General features: G+C 70.9%; 10 protein-coding genes. 4 read left to right on the forward strand and 6 right to left on the reverse strand.

The annotated features are described in order from the left end of the window. Both VJS38_RS19945 and VJS38_RS19950 read right to left on the reverse strand, forming a co-directional pair. Positions 1–1033: Y-family DNA polymerase (locus VJS38_RS19945; RefSeq protein ID WP_414692472.1), on the reverse strand; the 1033-nt coding region annotated here is incomplete at its 3' end. A 103-nt stretch (positions 1034–1136) separates the two neighbouring features. Continuing rightward, positions 1137–1925: a protein imuA gene (locus VJS38_RS19950; protein WP_324089898.1), complete on the reverse strand. Its 789-nt coding sequence runs from the start codon at positions 1923–1925 to the stop codon at positions 1137–1139. A gap of 154 nt (positions 1926–2079) precedes the next feature. Here VJS38_RS19950 and VJS38_RS19955 point away from each other — a divergent pair, with 154 nt between their 5' ends. Both VJS38_RS19955 and VJS38_RS19960 read left to right on the forward strand, forming a co-directional pair. Then, on the forward strand, positions 2080–2949 hold the full coding sequence (locus tag VJS38_RS19955; protein ID WP_324089899.1) for a Ku protein: 870 nt from the start codon (positions 2080–2082) through the stop codon (positions 2947–2949). 100 nt (positions 2950–3049) lie between these two features. Then, a complete protein-coding gene (locus VJS38_RS19960) occupies positions 3050–3346 on the forward strand; it encodes a hypothetical protein (RefSeq protein WP_324089900.1) in 297 nt (98 codons plus the stop codon). An 8-nt stretch (positions 3347–3354) separates the two neighbouring features. Here VJS38_RS19960 and VJS38_RS19965 read toward each other — a convergent pair whose 3' ends face one another. After that, on the reverse strand, positions 3355–3747 hold the full coding sequence (locus VJS38_RS19965; RefSeq protein ID WP_324089901.1) for a group II truncated hemoglobin: 393 nt from the start codon (positions 3745–3747) through the stop codon (positions 3355–3357). A 111-nt stretch (positions 3748–3858) separates the two neighbouring features. On the opposite strand from VJS38_RS19965, the gene VJS38_RS19970 reads away from it, so the two are divergent. Continuing rightward, positions 3859–4230, forward strand: a complete 372-nt coding sequence (locus VJS38_RS19970; protein WP_324089902.1) for a hypothetical protein — start codon at positions 3859–3861, stop codon at positions 4228–4230. A 27-nt stretch (positions 4231–4257) separates the two neighbouring features. Here the strand turns inward: VJS38_RS19970 and ligD are convergent, their stop codons facing one another. The 3 genes from ligD to otsB form a co-directional block, all read right to left on the reverse strand. Further along, positions 4258–6930: a DNA ligase D gene (ligD, locus tag VJS38_RS19975; protein WP_324089903.1), complete on the reverse strand. Its 2673-nt coding sequence runs from the start codon at positions 6928–6930 to the stop codon at positions 4258–4260. Between the two features lie 144 nt (positions 6931–7074). After that, entirely contained in the window at positions 7075–8475 is a 1401-nt protein-coding gene (locus tag VJS38_RS19980) for an alpha,alpha-trehalose-phosphate synthase (UDP-forming) (RefSeq protein ID WP_324089904.1), read from the reverse strand. Beyond that, positions 8472–9221, reverse strand: a complete 750-nt coding sequence (gene otsB, locus VJS38_RS19985; protein ID WP_324089905.1) for a trehalose-phosphatase — start codon at positions 9219–9221, stop codon at positions 8472–8474. Before otsB ends, VJS38_RS19980 begins: the two co-directional genes overlap by 4 nt. A 183-nt stretch (positions 9222–9404) precedes the next feature. On the opposite strand from otsB, the gene zwf reads away from it, so the two are divergent. Beyond that, positions 9405–10868, forward strand: coding sequence for a glucose-6-phosphate dehydrogenase (zwf, locus tag VJS38_RS19990; protein WP_324089906.1), 1464 nt, complete (start codon positions 9405–9407; stop codon positions 10866–10868). Positions 10869–11294: the final 426 nt, after the last annotated feature.

Here is an 11294-nt window from a genome sequence, read left to right on the forward strand (position 1 = left end):
CCGCCGTCAGCGGCCGGGCGCGGGCGACCGCCAGCTCCGGCACATGGCTCTCGGCGGCCTCGGCCCGCCAGACGCGGCCTTCGCCCAGCCGGTTGGTCAGCCGGTCGACCAGCGGGGCCAGCCCGTCCTCGCCGTTCGGGCCCGCATCCAGCCGCACCTGGCGCGCGCCGATCGGCTCGACCTCGTGGGCGGCCAGCGTCGCCACCTCGATCCCGAAGCCGGGGTCGAGCACGTCCAGCTTGGGCGCGAACAGCTTGCCCAGCCGCACCGGATCGCGCCCCGCCAGCGACAGGCCGACGCTCACGCAGAGCGCCTTGCCGTCCAGGCGGTGGTAGGCGAGCTCGAAGCGCCGCGCGCCCTGGCCCTTGGCCTCCAGCATCGCGCAGAGCCTGGCCGAGATGTCGTGGGCGACGCGGGCCATGTCCTCCGGCGCGCTGATCGGCTCGGCGAAGGAAAGCCTGGCGAACCAGGGCGTCGGCGGGCGGCGGAAGCTGAGCGCCTCGGCCGCGCGGCCCAGCGCCTGGTCGAGCCGCGTCAGGGTTTCCGCCCCGAAGCGGCGGCCGAGCGGGGCGCGGGGCAGTGCGGTCAGTTGGGCGATCCGGCGCAGGCCCAGCCGCTCGATCTGGGCGGCGGCCTCGGGATCGAGCCTGAGCGCCTGGGGCGGCAGGGGGCCCAAGAGCTCCGCCTGGCCGCCGGCGGGGGCGATGGTCCCGTCCGCGCCATAGTGGGCCAGCGCCCAGGCCGCGCCCGGCGTGTCGGCGATCGCCAGGCGGAAGGGCAGCCCATTGCCCGCCAGCCGCGCGCGCAAGTCGGCCAGCATCTTCGCCTCCCCGCCCCACAGGTGGGCCACGCCCTCGACGTCGAGGAACAGGCCGTCCGGCGCATCGATCGCCACCGCCGGCGAGAAGCGCACGCACCAGTGGGCGAGCTCGGTCAAGGCCGCGGCGTCCGCCTCCGGCTCGTGCTCGGCGACGGCCAGCTCCGGGACCAGGGCGAAGGCGTCGGTCGCCTTCTGGCCGGGATGCAGCTTCAGCCGCGCGGCCTCCAGGCTGACGGCGACGAGGCGGCGGGTCCCGCGGACGGTTTCGACGAGGGCGAAGGGTTGGAGATGCTCCCCCTGGGGGGGAGGCTCTTGCTCACGCAACCCGTCGCACGGATTGCGCCGGCGCCAGTTCGCGATCGCCCAGGTCGGCGACCAGGCGCAGAGGATGCGTCCCATCCCGGGCCTCCCAGCTGAAGGCGCTCTTCGCTTCGAAGAGCCAGGCCCCGGGGCGGCCGCCCCGGCAACGTTCGAGCGCGGCCAAGAATCGCGGCGCGCCCAGGCCGAATTCGCCGGCCGGCGGCTCGGAGGGCGCGGAGGCCACCCGCCAGCGGGTCGCCGCCGCCGAGCCGGGAGCCTCGCGCCGAGCTTGGCCCCCGAACGGCCGCCGGCGGATCACGAAGCCGGTGGCCCCGGCCTTCTCGCTGGCCAGCTGCAGCCTGCGGCCGGCGGTGAGGTCCACGTCCTCGACCTCGCCGATCACGGCGGCGACGCCTTGGGCGCCCAGCGCGTCCTCCATCACCCCCAGCGCCTCGGCTTCGTCGCGGGCGCAGACCTGGATCAGCCGGTCCGCCGGAAAGCCCAGCCCCTCCAGCCCCGGCGCCCAGAGGTCGTCGCGCCGCAGCACCCAGACCGCCCAGCCGCGCCTGGCCAGCGGCGCGGCCATCAGGGCGGTGAAGGCCGCGGGCGCGGCGCCCGTCTCGGTCTCCAGCCCTGAGCCGCCGACTTCGTGCCAGCGGCCGAGCGGCAGGCCGCCGCCCAGGGCCGCGTCCACCGCTTCCGCCCCGAACGGCAGCCGCGCGGAGTCCGCCCGCCCGCCGGCCTCGAGGGCGGCGACCTTCGCCCGCACGGCGGCGAGGCGCCCTGCTGCGGCAGGCTGAGGCATCGGGCGAGGACTCCTTTCGTTCTATATTTGTTCTGAAACTCGCGAGGGGGAGAGTCAAGTTCCCGGGCGTCGCAGCTTTCCCGTTCGTGGGCTTCGTGGACCCTTTCCCTCTGCGGCGGCGTTTGCGGACTCTGAAATCCCCGGAGAAACCGCCATGGCCACGCGTCCGACCTGGCAGGGCCACCTGCGGCTGAGCCTGGTGAGCTGTCCCGTGGCGCTCTATACGGCCACGGCGAGCGGCGGCGAGGTGCGCTTCAACATGCTGCACGAGGCCACCCACAACCGCATCAAGATGGTGCCGACGGACCCGGAGACCGGGCCGGTGGACCGCTCGGAGATCGTCAAGGGCTACGAGATCGAGAAGGGCCGCTACGTCGTCGTCACCGACGAGGAGATCAAGAACGTCCGGCTGGCCACCACCCGCAGCCTCGACATCGAACGCTTCGTCGATATCGAGGACATCGACCGTCTCTACTGGAACGACCCCTACTTCCTGGCCCCCGACGGCGAGATGGCGGTGGAGGCCTTCACCGTGATCCGCGAGGCGATGGCCCAGACCGGCCAGGTGGCGTTGGGGCGGCTGGTCATGCACCAGCGCGAGCGGCTGATGGCGCTCGAGCCGCGCGACCGCGGAATCCTGGCCTTCTCGCTGCGCACCAAGCGCGAGGTGAAGAACGCGGCGGAGTTCTTCGACAACATCCCCGATGTGAAGGCGAGCCCGCAGATGGTCGAGATCGCCACCAAGATCATCGAGCAGCAGGAAGGCCCCTTCGACCCCAGCCAGTTCAACGACCGCTACGAGGACGCGCTGCGGGCCCTGATCAAGGAGAAGGAGAAAGGCGCGACGATCACCGCGCCGGCCGAGCCCAAGGAGGCCGAGGTCATCGACCTCATGGAGCAACTGCGCCGCAGCCTGGGCCAGACCGGCGGCGGCGAGCGGCGCAAGCCCGCGGCCAAGACCGCCACTCGCCGCAAGGCCGCCGCCCCGCCCGCCAAGAAGCCGCCGGCGAAGCGGCGGGCCTGAACTTCGCGCCTGCCGCGGATAAAGCGAACTTCACTTAACGGCCGCCGGAACGGGGCGTATCGTCCGTGCAAGGTACGGGGGGCCAAGCGTGGAGTCCCGCATGTCCGATTATCTGCAGCTGGACGAATACCTGGCGGCGCTGAACGAGGCGACCGCCCTGATCGGCCGAAGTCCAGAGCCGGCCTCGCCCGACGACGAACGACTGGACGTCCTGCTGCACCGCATCGCGGCCTTCCCGCCGGCCTATATCGGGCTCGCCGGCCGCGGCGGCACGGGCTCGGTGGCGCAGCTCGCCCAACTCCGCGCCGACGTCGAGGCCTTCGTGCGCAAGCGCGCCGAGCGCTCGGCGGTCGCCGCCTTCCCGATCCGCGAGCACGGCGTCGGCCGCACCCTTTAGGTTAGAGGTCAGCGCCGGTCGTTGCGCAGGCCTTGGCACATCTGGGTCAGGACCGGCTCGACCATGCCACGGAACGCCTGCGGGACGGCGGCCTCGGCGAAGGCCTCGCGCATGCAGGCCATCCAGTCGTCGGCCAGCTTGCCGTCGATGGCGAAGGGCGCGTGTACCGAGACCATGCAGCCGCGCTCGGGATGACGCTCGGTCCAGACCCGCGGTCCGCCCGTCCATTGGGTGAGGAAATCGGCGAGCCGCGCGCGCATGGGACGCAGGTCCGCGGCGTGGACGGCGCGCAGGGCGGCGAACTCCGGCTCGCGCTCCATGAGGTCGTAGAAGGCCTCGACCAGCCGCCGGACGCCGGCTTCGCCCTCGTCGACCAGGTCGTAGGGTTTGGTGACGTTCATGGTCCCTGCATAGCCGTGCGGGGGCGGTAAGCCTTGATCGGGGTCAAGACCCGGCCGCCCAACTTCGGCCCAGCCGTTCGTCCATTTAGGACCGCCCACAGGAGATGCAGCATGCAAACGACAGGACCGGCGATCGCGGGCGCGTTCGCGGCGGCGCTCGTGGCGACCGGGGCGCAGGCGGCGTCCCTGGATCTGAGCAAGCAGATCGACGCACGCGGCGCAAAGCCGCCGTGGAGCCTGACGGTGACGAACGGGACCGACTTCAAGCTCACCCGGCCGGGCAAGCCCGCGCTCGCCGCCAAGGCGCCGGGCTCGCAGATCGGCGCCGGCGGCGTCAGCTGGACCGCCAAGGCCGCGGACGGACAGACGATGAAGGTGAGCTTCCAGAACACCGCCTGCAGCGTCGGCTCGGCGAAATATCCGATGACCGCCCAGGTCGAAATCGGCGGCGAGACGCTGTCGGGCTGCGCGGGCTACAAGTAAACCCTCCCGCCGGCGGCGGCGAAGGCGCTACTTGCGCTTTAGCCGATTGATCGCCTCGGCGAGCGGCTGCTCGGCGTCGCAGTAGTCGGCCCAGGCCTTGGTCTTCTTGAGCAAGCCCGGCGCGGTGCGGACGGTGAAGGTCTTCGGATCGAGGCCGCGCTTCACCTGGCTCCAGGTCAGCGGGAAGGAGACCGGCGCGCCGGGCCGGGCCCTGGGCGATAGCGGCGCCACCGCCGTCGACATGCGGTCGTTGCGCAGATAGTCGAGGAAGATCCGCCCCACCCGCTTGGCCTTGGCCATGTTGACCACGTAGCGGTCAGGGGCGTCGGCGGCGATCGCCAGGCAGACGTCCTGGGCGAATTTCTTGGCGGTCGGCCAATCGGTCTTGCCCTTGCCGTCGAGAAGCGGGGTGACGACGTGCAGCCCCTTGCCGCCGGTGGTCTTGCAGAAGGCCGAAAGGCCCAAGGCTTCCAGCCGCTCCCTCACCGCCAGCGCGCCCTCGATCACCCGCTCGAAAGGGATGTCCTCGTCGGGATCGAGGTCGAACACCAGCCGGCCCGGGACCTCCGGCTGGAAGGGCTGGCAGTTCCAGGGGTGGAACTCGGTCGCCGCCACCTGGGCCAGGGCGACCAGCGCCTCGATGCTGTCGGCCTGCAGGTAGGGCTGGTGATCGCCGAACACCTTCACCTCGGTGAGCAGGTGCGACGAGCCCTTGCCGGCGTGGCGCTGGAAGAAGCGCTCCTCGCCGTCGATCCCGTCCGGCGTGCGGACGATGGAGCACGGCCGGCCCTTCACGTGGCGGATCATCCAGGGGCCGACCGCCTCGACGTAGCGGGCGAGGTCGAGCTTGGTGACCGGCTCGCCGTCGCCGCCGTCGGGCCACAGCGGCTTGTCGGGATTGGACAGGGTCACGCCCATGACGACATTGTCGCGCTTCGCAGCCCGGGTGGCGAGCGGGGCTTTCGCGCGGGCGGCGTGGCGGGCGGGCTCGGCAGGGACGAAATGGGGCACGTCGACCTCCTCCAGGGGGGCGGGCTTCTCGGCGGTCACGTCCTGGGCGGGCTTGTCGTCGCGCAGGCCCTTGAAGGCGCCCTGGCGGACCTGGCCGCCGGCGGTGAAGCCGGCGAACTCGATCTCGGCGACCAGCTCCGGCTTCGCCCAGTGGACGTTGGCTTCCTTGCGCGGCGCGCCGGGGCCGGTGAACGGGCTCCTGTCGGTCTCCAGCCGCTGCAGCCTGGGCAGCACCCGCTCGACGGTCTCGCGGCCGAAGCCGGTCCCGACCCGGCCGACGTGGACCAGGGCGCCGTCCTTGTGCACGCCGACCAGCAGCGAGCGCAGCTGGCCAGGCTCCCCCGTCCAGCCGCCGATCACCACCTCGTGGCCGGCGCGGCACTTGGCCTTCAGCCAGCTGCCGGAGCGGTCCGAGCGGTAGGGCGCGTCGAGCCGCTTGGAGACGATCCCCTCCAGCGCCATGCGGCAGGCCGAAGCCAGCACCGCCGCGCCTTCGGTCTCGAAATGGTCGACGTAGCGGATGCGCGGGCCCAGCCCCTTGCACGCCTGGCCGAGCAGCGCCTTCAGCCTGGCCTTGCGCTCGCCGAGCGGCAGGCCGCGCAGGTCCTGGCCGCCCGCGAACAAGAGGTCGAAGGCGAAGAACACCAGCTCCGAAGAATCCCCGTCGGAGAGCGCCGCCTGCAGCGCCGGGAAGTCCGGCGCGCCCTCGGCGTTCAGCGCGCAGGCCTCGCCGTCGACCAGGCAGTCGGGCAGGACCGACGCCGCGCGGCCGATCTCGGCGAACTTGGCCGTCCAGTCGAGGCCGGCGCGGGTCTTCAGCGTGGCCCGGCCATGCTCGACGCGGAGCTGCAGCCGGTAGCCGTCGAACTTGATCTCATGCGCCCAGCCCTGGCCCGGCGGCGGCCGGTCGACCGACCTGGCGAGCTGCGGCGGCACGAAGCCCGGCAGGGACGCCGCCTTCTTCAACCGCGGCGGCGGCGCAGCCTTCAGCGGGGCGGGGCTCGGCGGCGGCTTCTCCTTGGGCTTGGAGTTCCACACGGCCTTGGCCGAGGCCCGTGTGCGGCCGCCGGTCATGAAGGGCTTGGGCCCCTTGCCCTTGCCGGCGGCGATCTCCTCCATGCTGCGGCCGGAGGCGACGGAGGTGGTCTCCTCCTCGACCAGCCGCTCGCCCTCGCCCTCCACGGACCAGCCGTCGTGGTGCTTGATCAAGAGCCAGTTGTCGCCCTTCTCGCCCTCGCGGCGCTTCATCCGCACCAGGACGAAGCCGCCCTTCAGCCGCTCGCCGTCGAGCACGATCTTCAGGTCCCCCTTCCTCAGGCCCTCGTGCGGGTCGATCCCCGGCTCCGGCGCCCAGTAGCCGCGGTCCCACAGCATCACCGTGCCGCCGCCGTACTGGCCCTTGGGGATGGTCCCTTCGAAGTCGCCGTAGTCGAGCGGATGGTCCTCGACCTCCACCGCCAGCCGCCTGTCGTGCGGGTCGAGCGAAGGGCCCCTGGTCACCGCCCAGGACTTGAAGACCCCGTCCAGCTCCAGGCGGAAGTCGTAGTGCAGCCGGCTGGCGGCGTGCTTCTGGACCACGAAGCGGAGCTGGTTTGACGGCTTTGTCTTCTCCGCGCCCTGCGGCTCGGCGGTCTTGGTGAAGTCACGCTTGGCGCGGTAGCGCGAGAGGGACGGTTCGGAGGGCGTCACCCCCGCCTCCGCTCATCCCCGCGAAAGCGGGGACCCAGGTTTTTTTGTTCTGGGCCGTTGCAATGACCCCAACGCTGCAACGAAAAACGCCTGGATCCCCGCTTTCGCGGGGACGAGCGGGGATATGGTTCGGCCTGCAATGCTTCAGCTCGCCAGCTTCGTCGGCCGCGCCTGGATGTGCTCCAGGTCGGCGACGTAGGCGTCGCGCCAGGCGGTGACGTCCTCGCGCTGGACGTTCTCATACAGCGCCTGCCAGCGGCGGATCCGCTCGGGCTTGTCCATCGAAAGCGCCTGCTTGAGCGCCTCGGCCAGTTCCTCGGGACTGTTCGGATTGACCAGCAGAGCCTCGGTCAGCTGCCGCGCGGCCCCGGCGAAGCGCGACAGGATCAGCACGCCGGGATCGTCGGGATCCTGGGCGGCGACATATTCCTTGGCCACCAGGTTCATCCCGTCGCGCAGCGGCGTCACCAGGCCCACCCGGCCGGCGCGGTAGATGCCGGCCAGCTCGTCGCGGCGGTAGTTCTTGTTGACGTAGCGGAACGGCGCCCAGTCGATGTCCGAGAACTCGCCGTTGATCCGTCCGGAGAGGGAGTCGAGCCGGGCGCGGATCTCCTGGTAGGCCTCCACGCCTTCGCGGCTCACCGGGGCGATCTGCAGCATCAGGACCTCGCGCCGCAGGTCCGGATTGTCGGCCAGGAAGCGCTCGAAGCCGATGAAGCGCTCCTCCAGCCCCTTCGAATAGTCCAGCCGGTCGACGCCGACGATCAGGTTGCGGAACACCGTGCAGGCGGCCATCAGGTCGCGCATCCGCACCGCGCGCGCCGAACGCACCAGCTTGGCGAAGTCGGCCGCGTCGATGCCGATCGGATAGGCCCCGACCCGCACCGTGCGCCCGAACGCCTTCCAGAGCCCCGGGCCGATCTGCTCGCCGGCGGCCTCGTTCAGCACATATTCCTCGAAGGCCTGCTGGTATTCGGCGATGTGGAAGCCGACCAGATCGTAGTCGAACATCGCCTGCACCAGCTGTTTGTGGCCGGGCAGGGTGGTCAGCACCTGGTGCGCCGGCCAGGGGACGTGCAGGAAAAAGCCCATCCGGTTCTTCACGCCCAGCTTGCGCAGCTCCCGGGCCAGCGGGATCAGGTGGTAGTCGTGGATCCAGACCAGGTCGCCCGCCTCGATCAGCGGCCGCAAAGTTTCGGCGAACCGCCGGTTCACCCGCTCATAGCCCTCGCCGTAGGCGCGGTCGTAGGCGGTCAGGTCCTGGCGGTAGTGGAACAGCGGCCAGAGCGTCTTGTTGGCGTAGCCGTTGTAGTACTCGTCGACGTCGGCCTCCTCGAGGTCGACCGTCGCCACCGTCACCCCGTCGATCCGCTGCATCGCCAGCTGGCCGGTGAACTCCGGCGTGGTCTTGCCGCTCCAGCCGAACCAGAGGCCCGAATACTCGCGCAGGGCGGCGGCCAGCGCCATGGCCAGGCCGCCGACGCTCTCGTCGCCCTTGCCGGACGGCGGGTTGACGCGGTTAGAGACGACGATCAGCCGACTCATAACGCCGCTTCGAGCCAGGCTAGCGCCTCCTCGACTCCTACGATGCGGTAGCGGGCGGCCGTCGGCCGGCCCGGGCCCACCAGCACGCCGTCGCCGCCGAGCGCCTGGACGGCCTCGAAGCCGTGCTCGTCGGTGATGTCGTCGCCGACGAACACCGGCCGCGCCCCGGCGAATGGCGGACGTGTCAGGAAGGCCTCCACGCTGTCGCCCTTGGTCGGGCCGGGCGTGCGCAGCTCCTCGACCATGTCGCCGTGCTGCAGGAAGAGGCCGGTCTCGGCGGCGAGCTCCGCCGCCAGCTCCCGGGCGGCCTGGGCCTGCGGCCGGGCCAGGCGATAGTGCAGGGCGACGCTCAGGCCCTTTTCCTCCACCAGCAGGCCGGAATCGCGGCTCGCGAACTCGCGGCAGCGGCGGACCACCGCGGGCAGGGCGGGATGCGGCGGCGCCGCCGTGACGGTTCCGTCGGCGTCGCGAAGGATCAGGCCGTGGACCGCCGCCACCGCCTTGACGCGGCCTTCGAGAATGCGGTCGACGTCGGCGAGCGTGCGGCCGCTGATCACCGCCAACCGGCCGTGCAACGCGTGGCGCAGCCGCTCCACCAGCGACGTGCGGCGCGGATCGGGTCGGACGTCCTGCGGCCGCGCGGCGATCGGCGCCAGCGTGCCGTCGAGGTCGAGAAAAAGGGCGAGCTCTTTCAGGCGCAGCGGCTTTGGCGCAGGCAGGCCGACGGTCAGCTCTTCAATTCTCATGGACGGCGCGACCCCTCGTGAGTCGCCAAGGAACGCGCGAGGCGGCCCGGTCGATCCCTGCTCACGGTGGAGTTGACAGGCGCCCCGGTCCATATCGCCGCGGGCCTTGAGACGCGGGCTTGACGGCTTGCGCGCAATCCGCGCATCCCGGGCTCTGTCTTAGATGCGGGGAAGGCTTCGGCGATGATCGACACCTGGCCGGCGGACGCCATCGTCCTCTTCGGGGCCACCGGCGATCTCTCGCACCGGATGCTGCTGCCTTCGCTCTACTTCCTCGACGCCGACGGCTTTCTGCCGGCGGGCTTCAAGGTGCTGGCGACCGCGCGCGCGAAGCTCACCCGCGAACAGTTCATGGCCGAGGTGAAGAGCCTGCTCGCCGCCCGTCCGGAGGGTCTGGACGAGGCGGTCTGGACCCGGTTCTCCGAGCGGCTCGACTTCGCCGCCGCCGACGCCACGACTGCCGAGGGCGCCCGCGCGCTCGCGCCGATGCTGGAGGGCGTGAAGGCGCCGATCTTCTTCCTGGCGCTTTCGCCCAGCCTCTACGGCCGGGTCTGCGGCGCGCTCGCCGCGGCGGGGCTGGCCCATGCCCACACGCGCATCGTGCTGGAGAAGCCGATCGGCCGCGACCTGGAGAGCTCGCACGAGATCAACGCCGCGGTGGGCGCGGTCTTCGACGAGGAGCGGATCTTCCGCATCGACCACTACCTCGGCAAGGAGACGGTGCAGAACCTGATTGCGCTCCGCTTCGCCAACACCCTCTTCGAGCCCTTGTGGAACAACCTGACCATCGACCACGTGCAGATCACCGTGGCCGAGACCGAGGGCGTCGGCGACCGCTGGCCCTATTACGACGAGTACGGCGCGCTGCGCGACATGCTGCAGAACCACATGCTGCAGCTGCTCTGCCTGGTGGCCATGGAGCCGCCGGCCGACATGGAGCCGCGCTCCGTGCGCAACGAGAAGGTCAAGGTCCTGCGCTCGCTGCGCCGCTTCAGCCGGGCGGACGCCCAGAACTGGACCATCCGCGGCCAGTACACGCCGGGCGTGGTCGGCGGCAAGCAGGTCAAGGGCTACGAGGACGAACGCGGCCAGCCCAGCGGGACGGAGACCTTCGTGGCGCTTCGGGCCGACATCGACAACTGGCGCTGGGCGGGCGTGCCCTTCTTCCTGCGCACCGGCAAGCGGCTGCCCGAGCGGCGCACCCAGATCGCCATCCAGTTCAAGCCGGTGCCGCACTCGATCTTCGACGGCCAGGCCAAGGAGGACCTGACCGCCAACCGTCTGGTCATCGACCTGCAGCCGGACGAGGACATCGAGCTGACCCTGATGAACAAGGCGCCGGGCATCAGCGCCGGCGGCATGCGGCTGCAGGCCCTGCCGCTGTCGCTGTCCTTGCTGCGGGCCTACGAGGGGCCGGGCGCGCGGCGGCGGATCGCCTACGAGCGGCTGCTGCTCGACGTGATCGGCGGCAACTCCACCCTCTTCGTCCGCCGCGACGAGATCGAGGAGGCCTGGCGCTGGGTCGACGGCGTCGCCGACGCCTGGCGCGAGGCGGGGCTGACGCCCAAGCCCTACGCCGCCGGCAGCTGGGGGCCGGCAGGCGCCTTCGCCCTGATCGAGCGGGCCGGCCGGGCCTGGTACGACTGAATCGAATTTCTCATCTGTCAAGCTACAGCACTGACGCTTGTTGAGCGGGTATACTGACGCTTGTTAGTTGAAACGCTGACGCTTGTTTAGGTGGAATGCTTAAGTGTTAACCCTATGAAACCTCAGTGCGAGATGCGACGTTACTCTTGCGCTTCTGCGACTGTGGCGTCAGTTCGAGTGAGGGAGCAGAGCGCTTACAACTGAGGTTGTGCGCCGGGCGCATCCGCAGCAGCGGTGCGCAGGCCGTGTGGTGGTGACGACCATGGAATGGCTGCCGCTGGCCCGCGAAGACGTGCGCCGTTTTCGCGATGAGGGGTTCGTAAGGCTGGACAGTTTCGCGCCTCCCGAGGAGGTGCAGGCGGTGGCGCCGATCTATGACCGGCTGTTCCTGCGCCGGACCGGCTGGGAAGAGGGCAACTACTTCGA

It is taken from the genome of Phenylobacterium sp. (genome assembly GCF_035276905.1).
Taxonomy (GTDB): Bacteria; Pseudomonadota; Alphaproteobacteria; order Caulobacterales; family Caulobacteraceae; genus Phenylobacterium.

Excerpts from the sequence above, each read along its gene's own strand:
- otsB (WP_324089905.1), bottom strand. The coding sequence starts at position 9,221 with ATGAGAATTGAAGAGCTGACCGTCGGCCTGCCTGCGCCAAAGCCGCTG.
- zwf (WP_324089906.1), top strand. The coding sequence starts at position 9,405 with ATGATCGACACCTGGCCGGCGGACGCCATCGTCCTCTTCGGGGCCACC.
- VJS38_RS19965 (WP_324089901.1), bottom strand. The coding sequence starts at position 3,747 with ATGAACGTCACCAAACCCTACGACCTGGTCGACGAGGGCGAAGCCGGC.
- VJS38_RS19980 (WP_324089904.1), bottom strand. The coding sequence starts at position 8,475 with ATGAGTCGGCTGATCGTCGTCTCTAACCGCGTCAACCCGCCGTCCGGC.
- VJS38_RS19955 (WP_324089899.1), top strand. The coding sequence starts at position 2,080 with ATGGCCACGCGTCCGACCTGGCAGGGCCACCTGCGGCTGAGCCTGGTG.
- VJS38_RS19950 (WP_324089898.1), bottom strand. The coding sequence starts at position 1,925 with ATGCCTCAGCCTGCCGCAGCAGGGCGCCTCGCCGCCGTGCGGGCGAAG.
- VJS38_RS19960 (WP_324089900.1), top strand. The coding sequence starts at position 3,050 with ATGTCCGATTATCTGCAGCTGGACGAATACCTGGCGGCGCTGAACGAG.
- VJS38_RS19970 (WP_324089902.1), top strand. The coding sequence starts at position 3,859 with ATGCAAACGACAGGACCGGCGATCGCGGGCGCGTTCGCGGCGGCGCTC.